The following is a 26,900-nucleotide window of genomic DNA, read 5'->3' on the forward strand; positions in this document are numbered from 1 at the left end:
AATGCTAGGGTGCCGGGTGGAAGTATATAACTATTAAATAAGGGGAATTGTGTGAAATTTACAAATCTATTAACAGTTGGAGCGCTAACAGCATCTTTAGTATCACCTGCAGTAATGGCAGATGATAATACTGCTCCTGCTATGTCTGATGCACAAAAAAAAGAAGTTGAAAAAGTTGTGCATGATTATTTAGTAGCTAATCCAGAAGTATTGCTAGAAGCATCACAAGCGCTGCAACAAAAACAACAACAAAACATGCAGCAACAAGCACAATCTGCTATTAAAGAAAATACTGACCAATTGTTCATGGGCAAAACCACAATCGTTGGTAACCCAAAAGGCAATGTAACTATTGTTGAATTTTTTGACTACCAATGCATACATTGCAAAAAAATGGCACCTGTTATCAGCAGCCTACTTAAAAAAGACAGCGACTTAAGAGTAATTTACAAAGAATTCCCAATTTTTGGTAAGAGCTCAGAATTAGCTTCAAAAGCAGCTTTAGCGGCTGGTATGCAAGGCAAATACCAACAAATGCATCATGCATTGATAAGCATTGATAAGCGCTTAAATGATAAGATGGTTATGGATGCAGCTAAGTCAGTTGGTTTAGACATGAAGAAATTCAAAACTGATATGGATAGCAAAGAAGTTGCTCAAATATTAGAAGCAAACCGCGCATTAGCTGAAAAATTGCATTTGATGGGAACCCCTGCATTTATCGTTGCTTCTACTCCAGATGGCCAATTTAAAGCAGGCACTGAGCCTTCATTCATTCCTGGTGCTGCGAGCGAAGAATCATTGCAAGAGTTAATTAAGAAAGCAGCTGGCAATTAAGCCTAATATATAATTCTTGGAATTGTATGAGCTGTAGGCCTTAGTACCACTGTCGTTATGAAGCTGTCGTCATTGCGAACGGAGTGAAGCAACCCGGATTCGTGTTCCATATTCCTGGGTTGCTTCGTCACTACGTTCCTCGCAATGACGAAGCATCAGTATTTTCCTTTAACTTCATCTTAGTGGTTCTCCGTGCTGGTTATTCCTGCATAGGTCGAGTTACAGTTCATATTTCATATATTCTGCGTTAAAATAATCACCATCGCTTTTTTTTGAGATTTTCATGACAAAACCAACTACATTTCAGGATATTATTCTCACCCTGCAACAATATTGGGCGGCTCAAGGATGCGTTATCTTGCAACCCTTTGATATGGAAGTAGGCGCAGGTACTTTTCATCCAGCAACTTTTTTACGCGCAATAGGGCCAGAGCCCTGGTATGCTGCCTACGTACAGCCTTCCAGAAGGCCTACTGATGGTCGTTATGGAGATAACCCAAATAGAGTGCAACACTATTATCAATTTCAGGTTGTGCTAAAGCCGTCTCCTTTAGATATTCAAGAAAAATATTTGGATTCCTTGCGTGCATTGGGTGTTGATCCTTTAGCTGATGATATCCGTTTTGTGGAAGACAACTGGGAATCGCCTACACTAGGGGCCTGGGGTTTAGGTTGGGAAGTATGGCAAAATGGCATGGAAGTATCTCAATTTACTTATTTCCAACAAGCTGGAGGCTTGCCATGTAAACCTGTAACCGGTGAATTAACCTACGGGCTTGAACGATTGGCAATGTATATTCTGGGCGTAGATAATTTATTTGATTTGCCATGGAGCAATACGGCAAATGGCATGGTGACCTACGGAAATGTGTTCCATCAAAACGAAGTGGAAATGTCTGCTTACAATTTTGAACATGCCAATGTAGACGAGTTATTTAAGCAATTCGATTATTATGAAGGAGAGGCGCAAAAGTTAATTGCGTTGCAATTACCACTTCCTGCATATGAGATGGTGATTAAGGCATCTCACTCGTTTAATCTTCTTGATGCACGTAAGGCGATTTCTGTTACTGAGAGACAACGCTATATTTTACGTGTACGGCAATTATCAAGAGCGGTAGCGCAAGCTTATTATGAGGCACGTGAAGCATTGGGCTTCCCTATGGCAAAAGGTGTGTAATGGTCAATGATTTTATTTTTGAATTAGGTTGCGAAGAGTTACCTTCTGGTTCCGTTTGGCCTCTGGCAGACGAATTTGCAAATCAGTTATTAGCTGCTTTAGATAAAGCACAATTAAGTTATGGGCAGGTAAAACGTTTTGCTACTCCGCGACGTATTGCTCTGATCATTCAAGATTTACAAGCAGAACAAAAAAGCCAACTCGTGACCCGGAGAGGTCCTGCGGTGGCTGCTGCATACAAAGATGGGAAACCCGCTCCAGCATTACTTGGTTTTGCTAAATCTTGTGGCGTGGAGTTGGAACAGCTTTCTCGTATCGCTACGGATAAAGGAGATTGGATTATTTATGAAAGCCATAGCGATGGAAAAAAAACAACGCAATTATTGCCCGAATTAGTCAGCCAAGCCTTAGCCGCCTTGCCCATTGCAAAACCTATGCGTTGGGGCGATGGTGATGAGGAGTTTGCCCGTCCGGTGCATTGGGCTGTCATGTTGTATGGCGATGAGGTAATTGAGCATCAACTATTAGGTATCAAAACGGGCCGTCACAGCCGGGGACATCGTTTCCACCATCCACAGCCAATAGAAATTACCTCTGCACAAAGCTATGAAGCGCAAATGAGAGAAGGGCTGGTTCTTGCCGATTTTTCGCTTAGAAAGCAAGTAATCAAAGAGCAAATTGAAAAACTGGCTGCTACACGCCAGGCTACTGCGGTAATGCCAGATGATTTGCTGGATGAGGTTACATCCATTGTTGAATGGCCTCAGGCCTTAATGGCAAACTTCGAAGAAAAGTTTCTTGAAGTTCCTGCTGAATCCTTAATTGCTTCGATGCAATCGCATCAAAAGTGTTTTGCTTTAAAAGATCAGCAAGGAAAGTTATTGCCTCATTTTATTACTGTATCGAACATTGTAAGCACAAATCCGCAACAAGTTATTTTGGGCAATGAAAAGGTAATGCGTGCTCGTTTAAGCGATGCCGAGTTTTTCTTTAGACAAGATAAAAAACAACCCCTAAGTACTCATATTGCCGCAACAGAACATGTTGTTTTTCAAGCTAAGCTGGGTAGTCTTCAGGATAAAGCATTACGTGTTAAATTGATGATGAGCTATTTAAGTCCTGTATTGGATTTGTCTTTAAATCAGGCTGGACGTGCGGCAGAGCTAAGCAAGTGTGATTTGTTAACAGGAATGGTGGGTGAATTTCCAGAGTTGCAAGGTTTAATGGGCTATTATTATGCGTTGCATGATGGTGAAAGCCCAGCGGTTGCGCAAGCCTTGAATGAGCAATACATGCCACGTTTTGCTGCAGATGCATTACCGGAGTCTACCTTAGGCTTGGCTTTATCTTTAGCAGACCGAATTGATACTTTAGTAGGAATTTTTGCAATTGGGCAAAAGCCATCCGGTGCAAAAGATCCATTTAAATTAAGACGTCATGCTTTAGCGGTGGTACGGTTGTTAATTGCAACTTCTGCGCCTTTAAGCTTAGACATGCTCATTGAGCAAGCAGTCGTACATTATGGGAAGACGTTAACTATTGATCCGAATTTAATTCTTGAGTTAAAACCGTTTATCCTGGAACGTTTACAGTCTTATTATCAGGCTCAGGGTTTGAGTGTGGATTTAGTTCATGCGGTACGCGCGCGCCAAGATGATTGGCTTTATGATTTAGATAAGCGTTTATGCGCATTACAAACCTTTATTACACTACCAGAAGCTGCGTCGCTTTCAGCCGCATGTAAGCGTGTAAATAACTTATTGAATCATGCTGGAGAACAGGCATTAGTTGCTACGATTAATGAATCTTTACTGGAGGAAGGGGCTGAAAAGGCTTTGTTTAACCACATTAATCAAGTAAAACAGGCAGTAGATCCTTTGTACGCATCTGCAAATTATGGAGATCTATTGAAGCTATTAGCAAGTCTTAAAGAGCCTGTTGATGCCTTCTTTGATAAAGTTATGGTAATGGTCGACAATGAGGCAATCAAAGCAAATCGTTTAGCCTTACTAGCGAGCCTACAAAAGTTACTGCAGGGCGTTGCTGATATTTCTTTATTACAGCTCGCATGATTACTGTTTCTGCCGTAGGTTATGCTGATGATAATTTACGTGACCAAGCCCTGGTTTTGGCAGAACAGCTCCATTTTGATTTAGACAAGGATGCAAATCCTTGTCTTTTTCTAAGTGAGGATGGGCTTGCTTTAAAAATGCATCGTTTTTCATTACTTTCTCCTGATTTTCATGCAACGCACTGGCTTAAACGCAGGCAAGAAGGGAAAAAGCAGGGGCTAGTAAGGGCATGTAAGCCTGTGCCGGGTCTAAGGATTATCGATGCGACCGCTGGTTGGGGACGTGATGCGGCCGTTTTGGCCAGTTTTGGTGCGCAAGTACTAATGTTAGAACGGCATCCAGTGATGGCTGCTCTATTGGCAGATGCTTTATCTCGTCAAGACGAGCAGGATAAACAGTACTTACAATTATCACTACAAGCCGGTAATACATTGTCTTTTTTAAAGAAATTACCGGAAGCAGCATATCCTGATGTTATTTACATCGACCCAATGCATCCTGAACGCAGCAAATCCGCGTTAGTAAAAAAGGACATGCAAGCTTTGCAACAAATGATAGGCGCTGATGAGGATGCATTAGAGTTAATCGAAACAGCCATTACCAAAGTAAAACAAAAGGTTGTGGTGAAATGGCCGCAAAAAATAAAACCTTTATTACCGGCCAATGCGAATATTGAAGGTAAGACTGTACGCTTTGATATATACACACCTAACTAAACACGTTGATCTATAAAGGGCAACAATCATGAACGAAGCCAATAGAGGCTAATTAAGCGCCGTATAATTAACTGTTTATTAATTGAAATAGTAAGCGTTCACGCTGTATGTATTCTACTAAAATTAAATAAAAAATTGCTGTCATTGCGAACAAAGTGAAGCTACCCAGTACTGAGTCTTAACGAAGGATCGTTCTGGGTTCGCAATGACGAAATTTGCATATCTCATGAACGCTTACATTGAATATCAGGGATAGAAGGGAATAGCAACCTGAGTTAAGCTCATATAGTCTAACTCAGGTTTAAAATTAGCCGAATTCTGCCAGCTCTTCTCTTAAGAGTTTTTCTTCCAGTAATTCCTCTATTTTTCGTCTACGTTCCAACTTTGTAGAGGGATTTGCTTCTGTAGCGATTGTAGCGCTGGCGCTATAATCTTCCAGTTCATTTTCTTCTTCATCAAAACCACGAGCACTCATAGCCATCTCCTTTTAGCCTTAACCCGTTATTTTCGCGTATAAAATAACAGAATTAAGGACTCAGGGACAGTGATATTTTTTGAGCACCTCTAATTATGAAGAAAAAGTTAGCGTTATACGCTCTGGAACAAAGTTTATCCACTGTGCGTTGGCACTACTATTTCTTCTTCATCATCATCTGCATCATGTTCTAATGGAGCCATCCCCATTTCAACTTCACGTCCTTTACGTTTCATTTCTTCCAGATCTGCTTTGATTGATGCAAGATCACGCTCTGGACCAATAAGTTTATCCATCCTTTTTTGGATTAGATCATCTAAAGCTTTCTTATCCTCTGCTCCATGTTTGATAGCCGCCTCATATCGTGCTCTTTTACTTTTATCTGGATTCTTATCATCAAAATAAAGGCTTGAAATGGCTGCATTTACTTTTTTACCGTCTTCTTCTTTGGGTTCATAGGTATAGAGTGTACCGTTAACCTTGATGTTGATTTTTTCGGGAGGAAAACCGCTTTTTAAACAAGCCTCAAAAGCTTCACGTGCTCTTTCTTCCGCAATTTTTTGGTTTTGAAACGTCAGTGACATGGTAATAGTTTCTGAGCCAGAAGCACGGATTGCTTGTGCCATTGTCAGCATGTCTTTTTTATGATGATCATTAAAATAATAACGGGGATTACTAAACTTCATCCCCATATCTAATGAATAGGTAAGATTGCCATCCTCATCTTTACGTTTTATTTCTCCTCCACCCAGCCGTTGAATGAACTTCAACTGATCAAGGTTGACACAGCTTACCGTGGTCCTATCTTTACCAATATCTATAACCACATCGTCTGCATCTGGCCGATTCGCTCTAGCAAGGCTATCAATCATGGCCTGCATTTTAGGATCATTTCTATGCAAATCAGCCATAAATAAAAAGGCTTTTAACTGTTGCTCTGCAGCTTTATGTAAGGTGATTTCAGCTTGTTGAACTTCTTTGTTATATTCCTCTAACTGTGTTTTATGCCTCTCTTTCAAATCCTCAAGCATGCTTTCTTTAACAGCGGCTAAAGCCTCGGCATTTTCCTCCTCATCCTCAGGGAGGTTAAGTGCTGTTGTCAGATGCGCTTGAAAATCTTCATCCTGAAATAGAGTTTCCAGATCATCAATTTCTTTTTGTTGTTGCGCTTCAATGGCGTTGCGGCCAGAGTTAGAAATGTCTTCTAATAATCCCTTAGCTTCTTGTGCGTGGTACTTTTTGGGGCCTTCTATTAATTTTTGGAAAGCCACCATTGATTCTTTATATTCCTTCTGGATTTTTTCAACATCCTCGCCGCCTAATACTTCATTAAACCCGTCTTTTACTGCTTTAATGGCTGCTTTTTTGGCAGGATCTTTATCACTTAACAGTTCATGAACCAAAGCGCCATCAGGTGTTTGTGCTTTGTCTAACTTTAGAACATCATCAATGCGGCTAGCAGCATATTTGTCCATGGCATCCATAGCTAATTTAGCATTTGACCCTAAACCAATGCTAGGTAGATAACCCTCATACTCCTCGTCAACCTGTTGCATTGCCTGAGGACTAAATCGTGGATGAGTGACTCGATCACCAATAAACTTATTTAGTAGGCGACGGTCTTCAGGTTTTACGGGGTTTAAATCAGGACCACCAATTAAGGGAGCTGATGGAGTTAACTTATCTCGTAGGGCCTCTGCAACACGATTGAAAAAACCAGTAGCCATAATTTCATACCTCTATGCTTGATATTAAATTAAGTATAACACTTTTTTTATTAAGGTAGGATTAAGATATTGGATGTGAAAAGGAAGTTAGCTTACTTGTAACTTGGGTTTATTTTTAATTATTTAAGTATTAAGCCCGTCACCCTGAGGAGAGTATATAATGAGGTTCCTGAATGGGCACGAATTAAATTCCTGCCAGCCTCAGGAGATCCCTCGCAATGCTCGGGATGACGAATCACTGAGGCCAAGAGGCGTTAAAGGCACATCATTCAGGTGTTTAGGAGGAAGGAGCTTCTGAATGGGGCACGAATTAAATTCCTGCCCGCCTCGGGAGATCCCTCGCAATGCCCGGGATGACGAATCACTGAGGCCAAGAGGCGTTAAAGGCACATCATTCAGAGGTGTTTAGGAGGAAGGAGCTTCTGAATGGGGCACGAATTAAATTCCTGCCCGCCTCAGGAGATCCCTCGCAATGCTCGGGATGACGCATTACTGAGGCCAAGAGGCGTTTAAAGGCACGTCATCCAGAGGAGTTTACGACGAAGGAGCTTCTGAATGGGACACGAATTAATTCCTGCCAGCCTCAGGAGATCCCTCGCTATGCTCGGGATGACGAAACACTGAGGCCAAGAGGCGTTAAAGGCACGTCACTCAGAGGTATTTAGCGGGAAGGAGCTTCTGAATGAGGCACGAATTAATTCCTGCCAGCCTCAGGAGATCTCTCGCTATGCTCGGGATGACGGCTCACTTAGGCAAAGCGGCGTTAAAGGCACGTCATCCAGAGGAGTTTACGACGAAGGATCTTCTGAATGGGGCACGAATTAATTCCCGCCTGCCTCAGGAGATCCCTCGCTATGCTCGGGATGACGAATCACTGAGGCACAGAGGCATTAAAGGGACGTCATCCAGAGGAGTTTACGACGAAGGCTCTTCTGAATGGGGCACGTATTTATTCCAGCTTTTCCCTCACGAAGCTTGGGATGACGTGACTCTCAATGGCTAAGCTGGTTATTTACCAGGCAGGAAGGGCTGCATCACCGAATAAAGTTTTCGCTTTTTCTTTTACTTCCTCTGAATTCAGTGCCTTCACAAATAGTTCCAGTTGCGCCTTTTTAGGGCTGTCACTGCGAATGACTATGACATTAGCATAAGGAGAGTCTTTATCCTCAGTAAACAGCGCATCATGTGATGGCGTTAAACCTGCTGGTAGAGCAAAGGTGGTGTTAATAACCGCAGCGTCTACATCAGGCAATACTCTTGGCAATTGTGCCGCATCCATCTCTTTAAATTGAAAACCATGAGGATTTGTAGCGATATCTTTTAAACCACTACTCTCATTATTTTTTAGTGTAATTAAATGAGCTTTTTCTAATAATTGTAAGGCGCGTAATTCATTACTAGGATCATTAGGCACCGCAATCACTGCCTTTTCAGGTAAGTCATTTAAATTTTTGAATTTCTTAGAGTAAATACCTACAGGGTAAACGAAAGTGCGACCAATTGTTTCGATATTATAATGGTGTGCCTTAATTGCTGCTTGAAGATAGGGTAGATGTTGATAGACATTGGCATCTAAGCTTCCATCTTGTAATGCTTCATTCGGTAAGTTGTAGTCGTTAAAAGAGACAATTTTAACATCAATTCCATATTTTTTTTGAGCAACTTCTTTCGCTGTTTCAATGAGCTCTGTTTCAGGCCCAGCAATTGCTCCTACAACTAATGTATTAGGGGAAGGCTTATTGCATGCAACAAGACTAAATAATAAAACTATATAAGTTAAAATCCGCATCTACAACTCCAATAATTAATTATGTACAAAACGTTTTGCTAAATAATCACCGAACATTTGTGTTAACTGCACCATAATTATTAACACGATTACAGTGGCGAGCATAACTCCTGCATCGAATCGTTGATAACCGTAGTTAATTGCTAAAGTACCCAGCCCTCCAGCGCCTACTGTACCGGCCATTGCCGAGTAATTTACTAAAGTAATTGCGGTAACAGTGATTGCGTGGATTAATGCGGGTTTGGCTTCGGGAAGCAAAATATGAAAAATAATTTGTTTCGTATTCGCACCCATCGCATAACCTGTTTCGATAAGTCCATTGGGTAAACTTTGATAGACATTATCAACAAGCCTGGCAAAAAAAGGAATTGCACCTAAAGTTAAGGGTACGATTGCTGCGTTCATCCCAATTGAAGTACCCACAATGAGCCGAGTAAATGGAATGATCGCCACTAGTAATATAATAAAAGGTATGGAGCGTGCCATATTAATAAAAACAGATAAGGCCTTATGTAATTTGGGCATGTGCTTTATATGATTCGACGAATAGAGTAGGGTGCCTAAGGGTAAGCCCAGTAATACTGCAAATACAGTACTGGTAATCACCATATAAAGCGTTTCACCTGTTGCAATTAATAAATCATATGCCATCGGGAAGGACATAACCTAAAACCTCCACAGTTAATTTTGCTTGCTCACAACGCTCAATAAAGGCTTCGAGTAATAAGGGATGAGCAGTTAACTCAACGATTAAAACGCCACAAGTTACCGTATCAAAGCGATCAATGTTTGCTAGTAATATATTGATATCCAGATTTAATTCACGGCTAGTTTGGCTAATGAATGGAACAGTTGCTTCCTCACCTTGGAAAAATAAACGCAGTAAAGGCTTATCTGTAACATAAGAGGCAAGCCGGCTAGTTAAGCATTCTGGAAGCTCTGGACTCAATTGAGCATAAAGCATACTGCGGGCCATACTGTCTTTTTTGTTAAATACATTGGCTAAAGAAGTTGTTTCAGTCAGACGACCATGTTCAATAACTGCAAGTCGTTTGCAAATACGTTTTACTACATCCATTTCATGGGTAATCAGAATAATGGTAATTCCATAAAGACCATTAATCTTTTTTAATAACGCTAAAATTGAATCCGTGGTTTCAGGATCTAAAGCAGAGGTTGCTTCGTCACAAAGCAATATTTTAGGTGAACAGCTTAAGGCACGTGCAATTGCTACACGTTGCTTTTGGCCACCACTTAGTTGACTTGGGTAAGCTAATTTTTTATCGGTCAGTTCAACAATAGGCAATAGCTCTTCAATTTTAATGCGGATGGCTTCTTCATCTATGCCTTGGATGCGCATGGGTAGGGCAATGTTATCATAGACTGTTTTCGAGCTAAGCAAGTTAAACTGCTGAAAGATCATTGCCATCTTATGACGTGCACGTGCTAAATCTTTGCGTGAAAGACTAGTTAGGTATTGTCCGTCAATGACAACATCGCCTTGATCCGGACGCTCCAGTAGATTCATACACCTTAATAAGGTGGATTTCCCTGCACCACTTTTACCAATGATGCCAAAAATTTCACCTTCTTGGATGAACAAGTTAATGTCCTGCAGGACAGGTTTGCCAGAAAAGGATTTGTTTAATCCTATTAATTCGATCATTATTATAACCTGAGATTACGTATTTATGCTTGCGGGACGCTTTGGAGGGAATGATGTTCACTACCCGCTTTAGCCGTATTTTCAAAAAAGAAGACTTTTTTGAGCGTCCGCAAGCTGAATTTCAAATCGACGCCATGTTTAGAATTATACACAAACTGTTTGCTTAAACAAAGGATTATTTTGGCAGTTACGGGGCAACGAACTTAAAAACTACGTCAATTACCTCTAAAATCTATTGCCAGAACAGTTCGCTACATTGTATGATTTTTCCTTTTTGTCACAAGGATGTTCCATGTATTTGGGTAACACGAAGCACCACGCAGCAATCTTAGCATTGTTCTCTACTTTGAGTTGTTCCGCAGCATTTGCAGGTACAATGGGACCTGTAAGCTCAGCTTTTAAAGGCCATTTCCTTGCTCAAATCGGGGGATATTCTGCGATTCAAGGAAAGGCACAAACAATCCATATGACCGAGAATTTAATCGGTAATCGCTATACGGTAACTACGCATAATCAAGGTAATGGTCTTGTTGGGTTGGGGTATTTGCTTGATGGCCCCATAATTCAAGGACGCTTCCCAATTTCTTATGGAATTGATGCCTTTTTCTTAGGCCAAACTTCTGTTCGTGGGTACATAATTCAAGAAGAGGAATTTACCAATCTTTCTTATCGCTACAAAGTACAACATATTCCACTTTATTTTGTTGCTAAAACGGTACTTGATACCAAGGTTGAAAAGGTGAAGTTAGCTTTTGATGCAGGGATTGGTCCCAATTTCATGAGTGCAAGCCATTATAAAGAGGAGGCATTGGCGGCCTTCGTTATCCCTGATCGTGCCTTTTCCGGCCGAAATAACACTACATTTGCTGCAACAGTGGGGGCAAGTCTTCGCTACGTGAACTCACCTGATAGCATTCCTTTAGAATGCGGTTATCGCTTTTTCTATTTAGGACAAGGGAAGTTTCAGACCAATAATGAGCAAGTGCTTAATACCGTTAAAACAGGCGATAATTACGCAAATGCTTTTGTGTGTACGGTTACTATTTAAAAAGCTTGCTTAATTACCTAGACAAACTTGCAATTATAGAATGTGCAGGAAGCGATCAATTAAAAAATTAGGTAAGCGTTTACGCTGTATGTATTCTATTAAAATTAAATAAAAAACTACTGTCATTGCGAACAAAGTGAAGCAACCCAGTACTGAGTCTTAACGAAGCATCGTTCTGGGTTGCTTCGCCATGGCTCGCAATGACGGAATTTACATATGTCGTGAACGCTACATGCGCAAACGCCCAGCTATATGAGCGTTTTGCGCACGAAGAATACTTAACTCATAAGCTCTTTGCGATTTTTATAGTCTTCCAGGGCTTGAGGGTTAGCTAAGGATTGTACGTTATTTACCGGCAAGCCGTGCACCACTTGTCGCACAGCTACCTCAACTATTTTTCCACTAATGGTGCGAGGAATATCATTGACCTGGACTATTTTAGCGGGAACATGACGGGGGGAGGCATTTTGGCGAATGATTAAACGGATTTTATTCATCAGCTCTTTAGTTAACTCGATACCTTCACGTAGTTTAACAAATAAGACTACGCGAACATCATCTTCCCAATCTTGACCAATTACAATGCTGTCGAGGATCTCATCAATTTTTTCTACTTGGCGATAAATTTCCGCAGTACCGATGCGTACTCCGCCTGGATTTAATATTGCATCGGAGCGACCGTAAATAACTAAGCCGTGATTGGCAGTTATCTCTGCAAAATCACCATGGGCCCAAACACCAGGGAAATGCTCAAAATAGGCACGATGATATAGTTCGCGATGCTTATCGTTCCAAAAACCAACGGGCATTGATGGAAAAGGCATAGTACATACTAATTCTCCTCGTTCTTGCTGAATGGAGTTCCCTTCATCATCAAAGACCTCAACTGCCATTCCTAATCCTAAGCATTGTAGTTCTCCGCGGTAAACTGGCAACATAGGATTGCCTAGAGCAAAACAGGAAATAATATCGGTACCGCCAGAAATAGAGCTCAATTGGAGGTCACTTTTTATTTGTTCGTAGACATAATCATAGTTTTTAGGTAGTAAAGGTGAACCGGTGGAAAGAATGCAACGCAAAGCGCTTAAATTAAACTCTTCTTTCGGTTTGACTCCAGCTTTTTCAACACTAGAAATAAATTTGGCGCTGGTGCCAAAAACAGTAACCTTTTCTTCTTCAAGTAGTTTGAACAGACGATTGCTTTCCGGGTAAGTAGGGGAACCTTCATATAAGGTTAGAGTAACTCCTAATGCTAAGGCGGAGACAGTCCAGTTCCACATCATCCAACCGCAGGTTGTATAAAAGCATAAATTATCTTTAGCTTGTAGATCCGTATGCAATCCTAATTCTTTAATATGTTGAACTAAGGTGCCTCCAGCGCCATGAACGATGCATTTAGGTTTTCCAGTAGTACCTGAAGAAAACATAATATAAAGCGGGTGCTCAAAGGGAACAGAGGCAAATTCACATTCTTTGGCAGGTTTTAGAAACTCATCCCAATAACTGGCTTTAGGTAAGTCTGCTAAATCAATTCGTTCATTAATATTAGGACAGATGACGGTATGTTTCAGTGTGGTCATTGCCGAACTAAGTTGCTTAATTTTTTCCGAACCGCTAAATTTTTTACCATTATATTGATGACCATCACAAATAAATAAGACTTTAGGGTCAACTTGCCCTAAGCGATCCATGGCCGCTTGGGTACCAAAGTCAGGTGAACAAGAAGACCATATTGCCCCCAGAGAGGTTGCAGCTAACATGGCAATAATGGTGTAATGAGTATTAGGCATTAAAGCAACAACACGATCCCCATTAATGACTCCAGCAGCTGCTAAACCTGCAGCACATTGTGCTACAGCAGCATATAATTCTGCGTAGGTCATTACGTGGCGCTCATCATTCTCATTCCTGCTGATTAAGGCGATGTGATCATCTCGTCGAGATAAAAGTTTTTGCGCAAAATTGAATTTGGCTCCCGAGAACCAACGCGCCTCCATCATGTCACTGTAATAATTTAAAATTTGATGGGGCGGCATATCAAATTTTAAATGAAAAAAATCGCATAAGGTTAACCAAAATGAGTCTGGATGCTTAATAGACCAAGTGTGTAAATCCTGATAGCTTTCAAAAACTTGGCAATGCTTTTCGGCAGCAAAATCCATAAATTGACACATTCTTGTAGCTTGGGGGTTTTGAGGTTTCCATACTAACTCACTCATTCTTTTATTCTCTATTTCTTGGGTTGTTTCCATTTCGCCTAAAAGATGCACCCATTTAAAGCGACTTATCGATTCAACCCTATTTAGTTACAAGGATTTGCCAATAAGGCATTGGCAACTTTTGATTGATTTTTGCGACCGAGAATCTTACAAATAAGATCACCTACAGCTACAATTTTAAATACGTCAATGCCAGTTTCTATTCCTAAACCATGCATTAGGTATAAAACATCTTCCGTTGCCACATTGCCCGTAGCCCCCAAGGCATAAGGACAACCACCAAGACCGGCAACGGAACTGTCAAAACGATGGACTCCATGGTGTAATGAGGCATAAATATTGGCGATAGCCTGACCATAGGTATCATGAAAATGCATTGCTAATTGTTCTAAAGGTAGTATTTTAAGTATTTCATCTAAAAGTAATTGGGTTTGCTTCGGTGTGCCTACACCAATCGTATCTCCTAAAGACACTTCATCTACACCCAAATCCCAAAGCTTTTGTGTCACATTAACTACTTGAGCAGGAGAAATGCTGCCTTCATAAGGACAGCCTAAAACACAAGAGATATAAGCACGCACCTTAATGTGGTGTTCTTTAGCTAACGCAAGAACAGGCTTAAAGCGCTCAATGCTTTCATCAATAGAACAATTAATGTTGCGCTCATTAAACGCTTCACTGGCCGCAGTAAATACCGCGATTTCTTTAACGCCGGACTCTAATGCTTTTTGCATGCCCCGTTCATTGGGGACCAATGCTGAATAATGTATAGACGGTACTTTATTGATCGCACGAAAGACTTCCTCATTATCTGCTAACTGGGGAATGGCTTTTGCAGACACAAAACTGGTGACTTCAATATATTCCAAACCCGTTTGACTCAACGCATTGATTAACTCAATTTTATGCTTACTGGACACAAAAGCAGATTCATTTTGTAGTCCATCACGTGGTCCTACTTCGATAATTGTCACGCGCTGTGGATAGTCCATATTTATCTCTTTGTGTTCACTGTTATAGTTGAATTAGGTGATAACCATCATCAAGAATTAATTAGGGTCGCTTAAAGATAATAGCTCTTCACCTTCATTAACTTGCGCGCCTACCGCATAAAAAATATCAGCGAGAACTCCATCACTTGGGGCATGAATAGTATGCTCCATTTTCATGGCTTCTAGCACAATGAGGCGATCCCCTGCTTTAACTTGCTCACCTATATTTTTTAGTATAGCTACTACCGTTGCGGGCATAGGTGCAGTTAATTGGCCTTTATGTGTTGATGAGTGCGCACCTAGTGCATTCCAGTTAAATCGCTCAAGAGTAATGTGACCTTGGGTAGTATATAAGGTTAACGCTTCTCTTTTATTGTCTACAATGGCTGTGTATTTTCTTTGATTCAATTCAATCGTCAGTTGCATCCCGTTTAAGGATACGCGAAGATTCTGTTCTTGTTCATTAATTTTTACCTTAAATTGGCTGGCGTTAATAGGGGTAATCGTGGCATCAACTTGTCCTTCATCATCTTGATAGCGGTATACCCAATTGCCTAGGCCATGAGCTTGCCAAGAAAAAGCATCGCGTAATAGGGGATCGGTAATTTCTTTGATGGTATTTAAATAATCAAAGCTTATTGCCATAAGCTGCGCAATTTCTTTATCAGGAGCTGCTAGCTGAATCGATTCTTTAGCTAAAAAGTCAGTACTTAGTTCTGCATTACTAAATTTTGGGTGTTGGCAGATTGCTTTAAGGAAAGGAATATTGGTTTTTAAACCGCCAATATAGTAATGATCTAAGGCTTGCTCTAAGCGTTGTAATGCTTCTTCACGATTTGCACCCCAAGCAATAAGCTTGGCAATCATGGGATCATAATACATGGTAATTTGAGAATGGCATTCAACACCAGTATCAATACGAATACCTTTTCCACTTGGTTCTTTTAAAAAATGAATTTGCCCTATAGAAGGAATAAACTCATTATAGGGGTCTTCGGCATAAATACGGCATTCAATGGAATGTCCCTGGGATTTTATTTCCTCTTGAGTTAGTGGCAAGGGCTCTCCGGCAGCAATCTTTAATTGCCAAGAAACTAAATCAAGACCGGTAATCATTTCGGTAACAGGATGCTCAACCTGTAACCGCGTATTCATTTCCATAAAGTAAAATTGTTCTTGGGAATCCACCAAAAATTCTACGGTACCAGCACCCCGGTATTGTATGGAACGAGCAACCTCACAAGCCGCGTCCGCTAGCTTTTTACGTAAAGCAGGGGAGAGATTCGGAGCAGGAGCTTCTTCTATAATTTTTTGATGGCGGCGTTGAATGGAACAATCACGTTCAAATATGTGGACTACATTGCCATGATTATCAGCCATAATTTGCAATTCCACATGACGAGGATGCAAAACCAATTTTTCGATAATCATCGTATCGTCAGCAAAACTTGCCATTGATTCACGTTTTGCTCCAGCTAAAGCAGCACTAAACTCTTCTTCAGAAGAAACGGTACGCATCCCTTTACCGCCACCACCATTTGCTGCTTTAATTAAAACTGGAAAGCCAATTTTTTTTGCTTCGTTAAGTAGGTGCTCTTCTGATTGCTCGCTACCATGATAACCCGGAGTCAGAGGGACATGAGATTTTTCCAGAAGCTGCTTGGCTAATTGCTTCGAAGCCATGGCTTCCATGGCAGCTACAGACGGGCCGATAAAGATAATTCCTGCATCTTCACATGCTTGGGCAAACTCAGGATTCTCAGATAAAAAACCATAGCCTGGATGAATGGCTTGAGCACCACTTTCTTGGGCGACACGGATAATGGCATCAGTATTTAAGTAGCTATCTTTAGCAGCTGCTTCACCCACGTAATAGGCACTGTCAGCACTACGTACATGAAGGCTATCTTTGTCTACGGAAGAATAAATCGCTACTGTATGAATGCCCATAGAGCGTGCTGTTTTGATTATTCTGCAGGCAATTTCTCCGCGGTTAGCAATAAGAATTTTATTAAACATGCAAGCCTCTAATTCCAGTTAGGTGTTTCTTTATTCAAAAACGCATTAAGACCTTGTTGTCCTTCAGGCGATACTCTTTTTTTAGCAATCAATGAGGCGGTGTAATAAAGCAACTCTTCGTCGATTGGTTGATTAGCCACATGAGCCGCCAATTTTTTAGAGTCTTTAACCGCTTCTGGCGCATTATTACTAATTTGTTTAGCATAATTTAAGGTGAAATCTAATAATTCCTCTTCGGTAACACAGTGTTGTACTAAACCTAATGTTAGCGCTTTACTGGCATCAAATACCTCTGCGCTCATGAATAAAGCTTTTGCATTGCGCTCGCCAATAGCATTCACTACATAGGGGCTAATAACCGCAGGAATTAATCCTAATTTTACCTCCGAAAAACAAAAGCGCGCAGAAGTTGCTGCAATGGCTATATCGCAAGCCGCAGCCAATCCGGCACCACCACCAAAGGCGGCTCCATGCACCATAGCTAATGTTGGTTTAGGGCTTTGATTTAATGTAAACATTAAACGTGCGAGAACCATAGCGTCTTTAAGATTTTCTTCTTCGCTAAAACGGGCCATATCTTGCATCCATCCCAGATCAGCGCCTGCAGAAAAATGTTTGCCATTTGCCTTAATGATAATAATGCGCACTTGTGGATCAGCAATTGCAGCATCAAGCTTGATTTGCATCTCTGCTAATACAGTGTTATCAAAGGCATTATGTTTACTGGTGCGATTTAATGTCAGCAAACAAAGATGATTTTGGATTTCAAATAATAAGTCGCTCACGTGTTATCCCTTACATGCGAAATACGCCAAAGCGTGTTGGTTCAATAGGGGCATTTAAGGCGGCAGACAAACCCAAGCCTAATATTTTACGTGTATCTTGTGGGGCAATCACGCCGTCATCCCACAAACGTGCACTCGCATAGTAGGGATGACCTTGAGTTTCATATTGAGAGCGCATTTGTTTTTTAAATTGCTCCTCTTCTTCTACAGACCATTCATGACCTTGTTTTACGAGTTTATCACGATTAACTTGAGCTAGAACATTTGCTGCTTGCTCTCCGCCCATTACGGAAATTCGCGAATTAGGCCAGGACCAGATAAAACGAGGTGAGTAAGCACGCCCACACATGGCGTAATTTCCTGCACCAAAACTGCCGCCGACAATAACAGTAAATTTGGGGACATTGGCATTAGCAACAGCAGTCACCATTTTAGCCCCATGTTTGGCAATACCAGAAGCCTCATATTTAGATCCCACCATAAAGCCGGTGATGTTTTGCAAAAAGATTAATGGGATCTTTCGTTGGCAGCATAATTCAATAAAATGACTTCCCTTAAGAGCGCTTTCACTAAAGAGGATGCCATTATTGGCGATAATTCCCACTGGATAACCATATAAATGGGCGAAGCCACACACCAAAGTGATACCAAAAAGCGCTTTGAATTCATCAAACTCAGAACCATCAACAATGCGTGCAATGATTTCTCGTATATCAAAAGGTTTTCTTGGATCAGAGGGAACAATACCTGTAAGTTCTTTACTGTCATACAGTGGAGCAATCGTTTCTATACGTTTTATGGGTATTTCTTTTTTTCGATTTAAATTGGTAACTGCAACTCGGGCCAGATGCAATGCATGCGCATCATTTTCTGCATAATGATCAGATACACCTGAGTGTCGGCAGTGTACTTCAGCACCGCCTAATTCTTCGGCACTAATTACTTCTCCAGTCGCTGCTTTGACTAGAGGCGGTCCGCCGAGGAAAATAGTGGCTTGGTTTTTTACCATAATGGATTCATCAGCCATTGCAGGTACATAGGCACCTCCCGCAGTACACGAGCCCATCACTACAGCAATTTGAGGGATGTTTTGTGCGGACATTTGTGCTTGATTAAAAAAGATACGGCCAAAATGATCTCTATCAGGAAATACTTCATCTTGATGGGGTAAGAAGGCACCTCCAGAGTCAACCAAATAAATACACGGCAAGTTATTCATTTGCGCAATTTCTTGGGCGCGTAAATGCTTTTTAACGGTGAGGGGATAATAAGTGCCGCCTTTAACCGTTGCATCGTTCACGACAATGACGCACTCCACTCCGGAAACCCAGCCAATACCAGTAATAATTCCAGCCGCAGGTACTAAGTCATCATATACTTCAAAAGCTGCTAATTGGGAAAGTTCCAGAAAAGGACTTCCTGGATCAAGCAATTGTTGTAAGCGTTCCCTGGGTAATAATTTCCCATGCTTTAGATGTCTGGCACGAGCTTTTTCATCACCGCCAAGCACTATGCGTTCAATATGGCTTTGCAGGTCATCAACTAATGCTTGCATTGCAGCTTGATTTTCTTTGAACTCTTGACTGCCTGTATTAATTTGACTGATTAACTTTGCCATGCTTTAGTCCTTAACGTACCAAAATATCGCTTAAAACGATTACCGTCCAAATGGTCCATGTGATTGCAATAAAGTGAGGCATTTCGCTGCCTTTAATTGCTTTATATAAGAGCGCTGGAATGGCTGTCAGAGTAACTGGTAGAAGTACCAATACTAGAATTTTACGAATTACCAGCCCCCAGCCAGTTTGACTGAATATAGGCGTTAATTTTACATTCACATAAGTAAAAAACATATCAACATAAACGACGATAAGATGGGCGTATTTTGCAAATATGACTACCAGGATACTAAGTCCCAGATAGATAAGACTTTGTCGTAGCATGTACTTCCTTCAAAGGTTATTATTTTTATCAACGGCACAGCTAATGGTGTCAACTTAAAAAACGTAGGCTGGGCTGTTAAGCCCAGCAAACATGCTATGCAGCTTACACTGCTGGGCTTAACAGTCCTACGGTCTCTGCTTCACAAAGCTTCGGTGTTTTTGAGTTGATGCCGTTAACAGCCCGCTTTCTTATAAGCGTTGGTAAAGCTGCCATAATAGCAGGCCTTATACCAATTCAATCGCCATTGCTGTTGCTTCTCCACCACCAATACATAATGCAGCAATCCCGCGTTTTTTACCTTGATGCTTCAGAGCATGAAGTAGGGTAACTAGAATACGGGCACCAGAAGCACCGATTGGGTGGCCTAAAGCACAAGCTCCGCCGTGAATATTAACTTGTTCTGGATTTAATTCAAGTTGTTGAATAGCTGCCATAGCAACTACTGCAAACGCTTCATTAATTTCGTATAAATCTACATCGTTTTGCTTCCAATTTGCTTTGTTCATTACTTTGCGAATTGCATCGATTGGCGCCGTAGTAAACCATTGAGGAGCTTGTGCATGAGTCGCATGAGCAACAATGCGGGCTAGAGGGCGAATACCCCGTTTTTCTGCTTGTGCTGCGGTCATGAGAATTAAGCTGGCTGCGCCATCAGAAATAGAGCTTGAATTGGCGGCAGTGACAGTACCATCTGATTTAAATGCAGGTTTTAATTGCGCGATTTTAGACAGTTTAGCGGCATCAGGGCCCTCATCCGTAGTAATGCTGACATCCCCTTTGCGAGTATTAATGGTTACGCCAGCAATTTCTTCAGCAAAAGCACCACTTTCAATCGCTTTTAGCGCTTTACTCATTGATTGAGCTGCATATTCATCTTGCTGTTCGCGGCTAAAATGGAAATGTGCTGCAGTTTCCTCCGCAAAGCATCCCATGAGTTGTCCGCGAGTATAGGCATCTTCAAGTCCATCAAGAAACATATGGTCTTTCACTTCGCCATGCCCCAAACGGTATCCCGCACGTGCTTTAGGCAAAAGGTAGGGGGCGTTGCTCATACTTTCCATACCGCTAGCTAAAACGATATTTGCTGAACCTGCTTTAATTAAGTCATGAGCCAACATGACTGCTTTCATACCTGAACCACACATTTTATTAAGGGTTGTTGCACCTGCTGAATCTGGAATACCTGCTTTGATTGCGGCTTGTCTGGCTGGCGCTTGGCCAATACCTGCTTGGAGTACGCAACCACTGATTACTTCTTCAATTTCTGCAGGATTAATGCCTGCCTGCTCTAAAGCGGCTTTATGAGCAATTGCATTTAATTCTGGTGCGCTTAGTGCAGAAAGAGTTCCTAAGAGACCTCCCATAGGTGTTCTTTTGGCTGCAACAATTACTATATCATTCTGATCCATGTCGATATTCCTCATGCTGTTTCTTTAAAAAGTTCTCGTCCAATAAGCATTCTTCTAATCTCAGAAGTGCCAGCCCCAATTTCATACAGCTTAGCATCACGTAATAGACGACCTGTTGGATACTCATTAATGTATCCATTGCCACCTAGAATTTGGATTGCCTGTAATGCCATTTGTGTTGCTTTTTCTGCAGTATACAAAATCACACTTGCAGCATCTTTACGGCTGACGTTCCCACCATCACAGGCTTTAGCAATTGCATATAAATAAGCTCTACTTGCATTTAAATCTGTATACATATCCGCCAATTTGCCTTGGATAAATTGGAATTCACCAATAGGTTGTTCAAACTGTTTGCGTTCATGCACATAAGGTAGAACAACATCCATGCAAGCTTGCATAATGCCTACAGGACCTGCCGCAAGAATAGTACGTTCGTAGTCAAGACCACTCATCAATACTTTAACACCCTGATTTACTTCGCCTAAAACCTGCTCTGCAGGAACTTCGCATTGTTCAAAAACCAATTCACAGGTATTTGAGCCACGCATCCCTAGCTTATCTAGTTTTTGAGCGGTTTTAAATCCGGACATGCCTTTTTCAATTAAAAACGCCGTGATGCCTTTACTGCCTGCCTGCTTGTCTGTTTTAGCATAAACTACTAAAACATTCGCATCAGGACCATTGGTAATCCACATCTTGGTGCCATTGAGAATGAATTTGTCGCCGGAAGCTTGAGCATGTAATTGCATACTGACTACATCAGAACCTGAATTGGATTCACTCATTGCTAGAGCGCCAACATATTCTCCGCTAATAAGTTTAGGCAAATATTTTTCTTTTTGCGTAGTATTGCCATTTAAATATATTTGATTAACACATAAATTGGAGTGAGCACCATAACTTAAGCCTACAGAGGCTGAGGCACGAGAAATTTCTTCCATGGCAATGGCATGAGCTAAGTAGCCCATATTGGCTCCGCCGTACTCTTCACTGACGGTAATACCCAATAGGCCCATATCGCCTAATTTTTGCCATAGATGATTGGGAAAAGTATTGCTGGCATCAATTTCTGCAGCCAAGGGAGCGATTTCGGTACGAGCAAATTGGCGTACACTGTCTCGTAAAAGATCATAGGTTTCGCCCAATTGGTAGTTTGGCCCTGTATACATAGATGACTTCCTGTAATTTTTGTAAATGTACTAACTATACCCAATCGCATCGAAGTTGTAACCAGAATTTTTTCGCTTTTTGGTTCTATCTAGTTACTGGTTAATAAACCCGTATTCGCATAAAGATGTAAAGGATCTCAGTTGGCTTATCTTGGTAGCAAAACGGAAAAAATAAAGTCACTTTGGATGATATTGGTGTCATTAATCACATGAATTTATTAAAGAAAGATGAAAATTTATCGCGTTAAGGTTAGCATACGCTATCTTGATTAAAATGGGCACAGACTTCCAGCACGGTAGCATTTATTTATGACGAAAATGATAATCGGTTTTTTTTGTGGTACGGATTATATTCGCAAAAATGATAAGCTCTATGAGAGCCTTCGTTCTAACGTTAATATGAGTAAAACAACCTTATTAGCTTATGATGGCTGCCAAAGTCACGGAGGGCTATTTGCGTTTGGAATACAAAGTTTGGCTGATGCATTTATCAACGACTTAAAAAAAGAAATGGAATCTTTGGATGAAAGAGAAAACATCCAAATTAATTTTATTGCTCATTCCCATGGCTGTTTTTCTGCTTTATGGGCAATTAAAAAAATTCATGCTGATCCTGAGTTAAAGGCTCGAATTCGCATTACTGTCGATTTGCATGAGTTGGTTCCGCGTAATTTTCGTTGGTCTACCGCCATTGGTGGCAATTTATTCATTGCGAATATGGTTCATAATTTGAGTGATTGTGAGCAAGTTAAATATGCCCATGTAACCTTACATGAGAGAGGGTTAGGTTTTGCGGGATGGGATGCGTTCATTCCTAAATTCCATGCGGCCACAAAGGTTGAGGTGGAAGCCTTGCCTGGCTGGTATGATGTCCAGCATAGTGGACAAATTCGGCCCGAGGTTGAGCATCCCGCACTGTTTCGGCTTGGGGAGGCTAAGACCCTAGCTATTCTTGATGCGGATGAGCATGATGTTGGTAGTGATGGAAATACATTAAGGCGCCAACAAATTGATGCATATAAGGAAATCTTGTCATGGGTAAAAAATAGGGCGATCCCCTTTGAGGAAAGAAATCTTCACTATGGGGGCCATCTCATTGCAAATAATACAGAAAAAGAAATTTTGGAAGTAATTAATTGGCGGCATGCTCAGTTGACCGCTGCTGTTCCAGAACATGTTTTATATGGGGTTACCCATACTTTTTATAATTATAAGAAAATGGACCTGGAACACTATTGCAACTTTACATTAATACTGGATGCTTATTTAACAACTCACCCAGAGCAAAATCTTCTAGTTCAAGAGCTTAAGGATTGTGCTCAAGCATATATTGCTGATGGGCATACCGGCTTGGAAAATTTTTACACGAAATGTCAGAAAATCCTTAATAAGGCAGCAGCTCACGACAAACAGCTTTATATGGCAATTAATTCTTTGGGCATGAATGGCTATTTTCTAGAGCTGCACAAGGTTTTAGATCAAGCATCAGGGGATAATGCGCTTCATTATTATTTATTAGCGCTAATATCTGTATTAAAGGAAGAATTAAATTTTGAAATTTGTTTAGGAAAAAGCATTACTCTTATCCAAAATGCGGAAGCATTAAAGGTTGCAAAAAATACAATAGACTTCCTTAAAATTATTTATAGCCCCAACGTAAGTCTGGAAGTTATTCTTACTGCGGCTACTGATTATGCTGAAGCAAATATGTGCTGGGGAAGACATTGGCGTGTCGGAAATAAGGTGCTTGCAAGTTTAATACTGGGCCTTGCTGCGGTCGCAGTAGGCTGTATGGTTGGAGCGGCAATTGGCTTGGGTATTGGGTTAGCCGTTGGAGCCATTACAGGTCCATGCACATTAATTACCGCAATTGTTAATGCGTTTTTAGGTAATTTTCAAGGGGCAATGATTGCCACTACAGCTGTTGGTGCTGCAATGGGTCTTGTTAGTGGTGGTAAGACAGCCTATAGCTTCTTTGCCCCTTCAGCCAGAGAGCAGAGGGTCCAAGAGTTTGCTGATGCAGTTATTCGTAATGAAGGTCTTGTACTGAAATAGTTGAGTCTAATATCGAATTAAAATCCTACCCTGCATTAAGGCAGGATGGGATGAACACGATGCATATCGTGTTTTTTTTTCATCCAGCTTTGATATTTATTTTATAAAAAGCTCCTTTACCTGATTAAAAAAATCGCCTAATCTTAAGCCAAAGTTATGGGGCGTACATAAGAGTGGAATGCCTAATGCTGTTGTAGCCTGGATGGAGCGCGCAGGAATAATCGTTCATGCAAAGCCCTTACCCAGATTACAATTCAGATTTATATTATTAAGGAGAGTTGCTTATGCGGAAGTTAGTGCTCTGGGGACACAGTGTTGATGAGTATCGTGAGATGTTTGATTTATCTCAAGAAGATATGAATTCTCGAATTTTAGAGTATGGATGTGGCCCAAGTGCAGTCAATGCGCAACAAGTTCATGAAGCGCATGAAGCTGTAAGTTGTGATCCTTTGTTTGTTTTAGATAAAGATACCTTATCTTCTAAAGCCGTGATGATTTTTTCTGAAATGGTAGAGGAAGTACAAAAAGCTCAGGATAAATTTGATTTTAGTGAATACGGTAGTTTGGAGCAGCTCATTGAGAAGCGCCAAAAAGGCATGAAAGAATTCTTTGCTGATTATGAGCAGGGTAAGGCCGAAGGGCGTTATTATGGTGCTGCGGATTATCATCTTCCTTATCCCGATTTTTCTTTTGATTTTGCGTTAAGCGCTCATTATCTTTTTGCTGATTTAGAGGATCAAACAGTAGATTTTCATTTAAATGTAATCCGTGAATTAGCTCGAGTAGCGAAAGAAGTACGAATTTTTCCGCTTATCGATCGCGAAGGCAAAAACTCAGATTTTTTAGGTCCTGTTTTATTGCAACTTCAACAAGAAAATTATGGAGTTGAAGTTCGAGAAGTGAATTATCATTTACATAAAGCAGAAAATGCGATGCTTCGAGTGTGGGCGCAGAAGTGTGATGTCTAATTTGTATTCTATTGTACGCCCTTTATTGTTTTGCATGAATGCGGAAAGGGCACATTCATTTAGCCTATCCGCCTTGCATGTTATTCCTTCAGCCTGCTTTAAAACGGTAAAGCCAAATCCGGTTCAGGCCATGGGGATACAGTTTCCTCATGTGGTAGGATTAGCCGCCGGGCTCGATAAAAACGGCGAGCATCTGGATGCTTTGGCCAAAATTGGGTTTTCGTTTATTGAATTAGGGACGGTAACGCCTCGACCTCAAGATGGTAATCTTAAACCACGCCTGTTTCGCATACCCCAAGCGCAAGCCATTATTAATCGTATGGGATTTAATAATCAGGGTGTAGATGCCTTAGTCGCTCATGTGAAAAAGTCGCATTATCAAGGGATTTTAGGTATTAATATTGGTAAAAATAAAGACACGCCTCTAGAGCGAGCCGCTGAAGATTATCTTTATTGTTTAGAAAAGGTATATGAGCATGCTACTTATGTAACTATTAATATATCGTCACCAAATACCCCTGATTTACGCCAATTACAGCAAAAGGCCTATTTTGCTGAATTGTTATCTCGATTACAGCAAGCACAAAAGCATTTGGCTGACAAGTTTCAACGTCATGTTCCTTTGGTTGTTAAAGTATCTCCTGATGAAGATATTGAAACGCTGAAACAAATGACAGAAGTGATTTTAAATCATGGCATTGAAGGAATTATTGCGACAAACACCACTTGTTCTCGTGATGGCGTAGCTAATTTGCCTTATGCACAAGAGGCTGGTGGATTAAGTGGCCAACCTTTAGAGGCGCGCTCATTGCAGTGCTTACGTTTGCTTAAAGAATATGTTGGCAATGCGGTAACTTTAATTGGAGTTGGTGGCATTAATGGCTGTGCCAATGCCCAAGCTAAACTAGATGCCGGAGCTTCGCTAGTTCAGGTATATAGTGGTTTAGTTTATCAGGGACCTGGGTTAGTCCACGAACTGGTTGCTGGATTAAAAACAAAATGAGATGCATCACTAAAGACTTGGCAGCCCAGATGGAAGGGTGTATTAAACAGACTCATATAGAAGTGACCAAGCTATATCCTCAAGGAAAAATATTAAATGTTAATGGCGGAGCCGCTTGTTTTTCCGGCTCTGATTCTTACCTATCTCAGGTGGTAGGGTGGGGATTTACGACTGAGCCGAAACAGTTTAAATCTGAGATAGAAGGCATTGAACAGTTTTATCTGAACCAAAGTCATGGACGTGTGGATATTGAGTTATGCCCTTATGTGGGTAATGAATTAACTCTTTTTTTAAGCAAGCGAGGCTATCAGGTTACTGAGCTTAATAATGTATCGGCTTTGTGTTTAAAAGAGTACGTACCTTTCGATTATCACTCTGAGCCCTTTGAAATTAAGGAAGTACCTGGAGCTCAATTGGATGAATGGGCTACACGAGTGGCTGTAGGTTTTGGCTATCCTGATGCGCGCGAGCAGTTTTTCCAATATGTTCAGGCTAATGGCGTTAAAGCTTTTGCAGCATATGATAAGGGGAAGGTGGTTGCTGGTGCGGTCATTGCTGTGTATGGCGATTTTTGTGATTTAGGGGTTACTAGTACGCTACCTATTTACCGAGGTAAGGGATTGCAAAAAAAATTGTTACAGGCACGACTTAATTTCGCTAAAAAATTAGGGCTTTCTTGGGCTATAGTGACAACTGAACCGGGGACTGTTTCTGATGCAAACATACAAAAGATTGGTTTTCGCTGCGCTTATACGCGCGTAAAAATGACCTGCATGTTGGATTGATGGAAACGATAAGTGCTGAAATTCATGTAGCCTGGCTGT

The 26,900-nt window shown here is 41.1% G+C and carries 22 protein-coding genes; 9 read left to right on the plus strand and 13 right to left on the minus strand.

Features of this window, described 5'->3' with window-relative positions; translation table 11 throughout:
* Positions 1–51 precede the first annotated feature (51 nt).
* The 4 genes from BN3124_RS10660 to BN3124_RS10675 all read left to right on the plus strand — a co-directional run bounded on the left by BN3124_RS10660 (position 52) and on the right by BN3124_RS10675 (position 4,805).
* Positions 52–837 (plus strand): DsbA family protein, encoded by a 786-nt coding sequence (locus BN3124_RS10660; RefSeq protein WP_058534784.1) that lies wholly within the window; start codon positions 52–54, stop codon positions 835–837.
* Between the two features lie 283 nt (positions 838–1,120).
* On the plus strand, positions 1,121–2,017 hold the full coding sequence (glyQ, locus tag BN3124_RS10665) for a glycine--tRNA ligase subunit alpha (RefSeq protein WP_058534785.1): 897 nt from the start codon (positions 1,121–1,123) through the stop codon (positions 2,015–2,017).
* The gene (glyS, locus tag BN3124_RS10670; RefSeq protein WP_058534786.1) at positions 2,017–4,089 is read left to right on the plus strand and encodes a glycine--tRNA ligase subunit beta; all 2,073 of its coding nucleotides are present in this window, start codon (positions 2,017–2,019) and stop codon (positions 4,087–4,089) included. Before glyQ ends, glyS begins: the two co-directional genes overlap by 1 nt.
* Complete coding sequence (locus BN3124_RS10675) at positions 4,086–4,805, plus strand: class I SAM-dependent methyltransferase (RefSeq protein WP_058534787.1); 720 nt, start codon at positions 4,086–4,088, stop codon at positions 4,803–4,805. Before glyS ends, BN3124_RS10675 begins: the two co-directional genes overlap by 4 nt.
* A 307-nt stretch (positions 4,806–5,112) precedes the next feature.
* Here BN3124_RS10675 and BN3124_RS17200 read toward each other — a convergent pair whose 3' ends face one another.
* From BN3124_RS17200 to BN3124_RS10700, 5 genes are all read right to left on the minus strand, one after another.
* Entirely contained in the window at positions 5,113–5,280 is a 168-nt protein-coding gene (locus BN3124_RS17200) for a PA3496 family putative envelope integrity protein (protein WP_196398924.1), read from the minus strand.
* 134 nt (positions 5,281–5,414) lie between these two features.
* Positions 5,415–7,007, minus strand: a complete 1,593-nt coding sequence (locus tag BN3124_RS10680) for a hypothetical protein (RefSeq protein WP_058534788.1) — start codon at positions 7,005–7,007, stop codon at positions 5,415–5,417.
* Between the two features lie 1,012 nt (positions 7,008–8,019).
* Positions 8,020–8,796, minus strand: a complete 777-nt coding sequence (locus BN3124_RS10690; RefSeq protein ID WP_058534790.1) for a MetQ/NlpA family ABC transporter substrate-binding protein — start codon at positions 8,794–8,796, stop codon at positions 8,020–8,022.
* 15 nt (positions 8,797–8,811) lie between these two features.
* Positions 8,812–9,459: a methionine ABC transporter permease gene (locus BN3124_RS10695; protein ID WP_058534791.1), complete on the minus strand. Its 648-nt coding sequence runs from the start codon at positions 9,457–9,459 to the stop codon at positions 8,812–8,814.
* Positions 9,437–10,462 carry a methionine ABC transporter ATP-binding protein gene (locus BN3124_RS10700; protein ID WP_058534792.1) on the minus strand — a complete coding sequence of 342 codons (1,026 nt, stop codon included), beginning with the start codon at positions 10,460–10,462 and terminating at the stop codon, positions 9,437–9,439. Before BN3124_RS10700 ends, BN3124_RS10695 begins: the two co-directional genes overlap by 23 nt.
* A gap of 292 nt (positions 10,463–10,754) precedes the next feature.
* Between BN3124_RS10700 and BN3124_RS10705 the strand changes: the two genes are divergently transcribed.
* A complete protein-coding gene (locus tag BN3124_RS10705; protein ID WP_058534793.1) occupies positions 10,755–11,510 on the plus strand; it encodes a hypothetical protein in 756 nt (251 codons plus the stop codon).
* A gap of 278 nt (positions 11,511–11,788) precedes the next feature.
* Here the strand turns inward: BN3124_RS10705 and BN3124_RS10710 are convergent, their stop codons facing one another.
* From BN3124_RS10710 to BN3124_RS10745, 8 genes are all read right to left on the minus strand, one after another.
* The gene (locus BN3124_RS10710) at positions 11,789–13,729 is read right to left on the minus strand and encodes an acetoacetate--CoA ligase (RefSeq protein WP_058535874.1); all 1,941 of its coding nucleotides are present in this window, start codon (positions 13,727–13,729) and stop codon (positions 11,789–11,791) included.
* An 83-nt stretch (positions 13,730–13,812) separates the two neighbouring features.
* Positions 13,813–14,721 carry a hydroxymethylglutaryl-CoA lyase gene (locus tag BN3124_RS10715; RefSeq protein ID WP_058534794.1) on the minus strand — a complete coding sequence of 303 codons (909 nt, stop codon included), beginning with the start codon at positions 14,719–14,721 and terminating at the stop codon, positions 13,813–13,815.
* Between the two features lie 57 nt (positions 14,722–14,778).
* Positions 14,779–16,740, minus strand: a complete 1,962-nt coding sequence (locus BN3124_RS10720) for an acetyl-CoA carboxylase biotin carboxylase subunit (RefSeq protein WP_058534795.1) — start codon at positions 16,738–16,740, stop codon at positions 14,779–14,781.
* Between the two features lie 8 nt (positions 16,741–16,748).
* A complete protein-coding gene (locus BN3124_RS10725) occupies positions 16,749–17,525 on the minus strand; it encodes an enoyl-CoA hydratase-related protein (protein ID WP_058534796.1) in 777 nt (258 codons plus the stop codon).
* Between the two features lie 10 nt (positions 17,526–17,535).
* The gene (locus BN3124_RS10730) at positions 17,536–19,143 is read right to left on the minus strand and encodes a carboxyl transferase domain-containing protein (RefSeq protein ID WP_058534797.1); all 1,608 of its coding nucleotides are present in this window, start codon (positions 19,141–19,143) and stop codon (positions 17,536–17,538) included.
* Between the two features lie 10 nt (positions 19,144–19,153).
* A complete protein-coding gene (locus tag BN3124_RS10735; protein WP_058534798.1) occupies positions 19,154–19,468 on the minus strand; it encodes a hypothetical protein in 315 nt (104 codons plus the stop codon).
* A gap of 225 nt (positions 19,469–19,693) precedes the next feature.
* Positions 19,694–20,878, minus strand: a complete 1,185-nt coding sequence (locus BN3124_RS10740) for an acetyl-CoA C-acyltransferase (RefSeq protein ID WP_058534799.1) — start codon at positions 20,876–20,878, stop codon at positions 19,694–19,696.
* Positions 20,879–20,889: 11 nt separating this feature from the next.
* Positions 20,890–22,050 (minus strand): isovaleryl-CoA dehydrogenase, encoded by a 1,161-nt coding sequence (locus BN3124_RS10745; RefSeq protein ID WP_058534800.1) that lies wholly within the window; start codon positions 22,048–22,050, stop codon positions 20,890–20,892.
* Positions 22,051–22,359: 309 nt separating this feature from the next.
* Here BN3124_RS10745 and BN3124_RS10750 point away from each other — a divergent pair, with 309 nt between their 5' ends.
* The 4 genes from BN3124_RS10750 (at position 22,360) to BN3124_RS10765 (ending at position 26,861) form a co-directional block, all read left to right on the plus strand.
* Positions 22,360–24,105 (plus strand): glycine zipper family protein, encoded by a 1,746-nt coding sequence (locus tag BN3124_RS10750; RefSeq protein ID WP_058534801.1) that lies wholly within the window; start codon positions 22,360–22,362, stop codon positions 24,103–24,105.
* Between the two features lie 284 nt (positions 24,106–24,389).
* Complete coding sequence (locus BN3124_RS10755; protein ID WP_058534802.1) at positions 24,390–25,073, plus strand: class I SAM-dependent methyltransferase; 684 nt, start codon at positions 24,390–24,392, stop codon at positions 25,071–25,073.
* A gap of 1 nt (position 25,074) precedes the next feature.
* On the plus strand, positions 25,075–26,076 hold the full coding sequence (locus BN3124_RS10760) for a quinone-dependent dihydroorotate dehydrogenase (RefSeq protein ID WP_058535875.1): 1,002 nt from the start codon (positions 25,075–25,077) through the stop codon (positions 26,074–26,076).
* Complete coding sequence (locus tag BN3124_RS10765) at positions 26,073–26,861, plus strand: GNAT family N-acetyltransferase (RefSeq protein WP_058534803.1); 789 nt, start codon at positions 26,073–26,075, stop codon at positions 26,859–26,861. Before BN3124_RS10760 ends, BN3124_RS10765 begins: the two co-directional genes overlap by 4 nt.
* The last annotated feature ends 39 nt before the right edge of the window (positions 26,862–26,900 follow it).

The sequence above is a fragment of the Legionella saoudiensis genome, assembly GCF_001465875.1.
GTDB classification, from domain to species: domain Bacteria; phylum Pseudomonadota; class Gammaproteobacteria; order Legionellales; family Legionellaceae; genus Legionella; species Legionella saoudiensis.

Coding starts and splice junctions, on each gene's coding strand:
- BN3124_RS10690 (WP_058534790.1), bottom strand. CDS start 8,796: ATGCGGATTTTAACTTATATAGTTTTATTATTTAGTCTTGTTGCATGC.
- BN3124_RS10675 (WP_058534787.1), top strand. CDS start 4,086: ATGATTACTGTTTCTGCCGTAGGTTATGCTGATGATAATTTACGTGAC.
- BN3124_RS10705 (WP_058534793.1), top strand. CDS start 10,755: ATGTATTTGGGTAACACGAAGCACCACGCAGCAATCTTAGCATTGTTC.
- BN3124_RS10700 (WP_058534792.1), bottom strand. CDS start 10,462: ATGATCGAATTAATAGGATTAAACAAATCCTTTTCTGGCAAACCTGTC.
- BN3124_RS10680 (WP_058534788.1), bottom strand. CDS start 7,007: ATGGCTACTGGTTTTTTCAATCGTGTTGCAGAGGCCCTACGAGATAAG.
- BN3124_RS10735 (WP_058534798.1), bottom strand. CDS start 19,468: ATGCTACGACAAAGTCTTATCTATCTGGGACTTAGTATCCTGGTAGTC.
- BN3124_RS17200 (WP_196398924.1), bottom strand. CDS start 5,280: ATGAGTGCTCGTGGTTTTGATGAAGAAGAAAATGAACTGGAAGATTAT.
- BN3124_RS10730 (WP_058534797.1), bottom strand. CDS start 19,143: ATGGCAAAGTTAATCAGTCAAATTAATACAGGCAGTCAAGAGTTCAAA.
- BN3124_RS10765 (WP_058534803.1), top strand. CDS start 26,073: ATGAGATGCATCACTAAAGACTTGGCAGCCCAGATGGAAGGGTGTATT.
- BN3124_RS10710 (WP_058535874.1), bottom strand. CDS start 13,729: ATGAGTGAGTTAGTATGGAAACCTCAAAACCCCCAAGCTACAAGAATG.
- glyS (WP_058534786.1), top strand. CDS start 2,017: ATGGTCAATGATTTTATTTTTGAATTAGGTTGCGAAGAGTTACCTTCT.
- BN3124_RS10720 (WP_058534795.1), bottom strand. CDS start 16,740: ATGTTTAATAAAATTCTTATTGCTAACCGCGGAGAAATTGCCTGCAGA.
- BN3124_RS10755 (WP_058534802.1), top strand. CDS start 24,390: ATGCGGAAGTTAGTGCTCTGGGGACACAGTGTTGATGAGTATCGTGAG.
- glyQ (WP_058534785.1), top strand. CDS start 1,121: ATGACAAAACCAACTACATTTCAGGATATTATTCTCACCCTGCAACAA.
- BN3124_RS10715 (WP_058534794.1), bottom strand. CDS start 14,721: ATGGACTATCCACAGCGCGTGACAATTATCGAAGTAGGACCACGTGAT.
- BN3124_RS10695 (WP_058534791.1), bottom strand. CDS start 9,459: ATGTCCTTCCCGATGGCATATGATTTATTAATTGCAACAGGTGAAACG.
- BN3124_RS10740 (WP_058534799.1), bottom strand. CDS start 20,878: ATGGATCAGAATGATATAGTAATTGTTGCAGCCAAAAGAACACCTATG.
- BN3124_RS10750 (WP_058534801.1), top strand. CDS start 22,360: ATGACGAAAATGATAATCGGTTTTTTTTGTGGTACGGATTATATTCGC.
- BN3124_RS10745 (WP_058534800.1), bottom strand. CDS start 22,050: ATGTATACAGGGCCAAACTACCAATTGGGCGAAACCTATGATCTTTTA.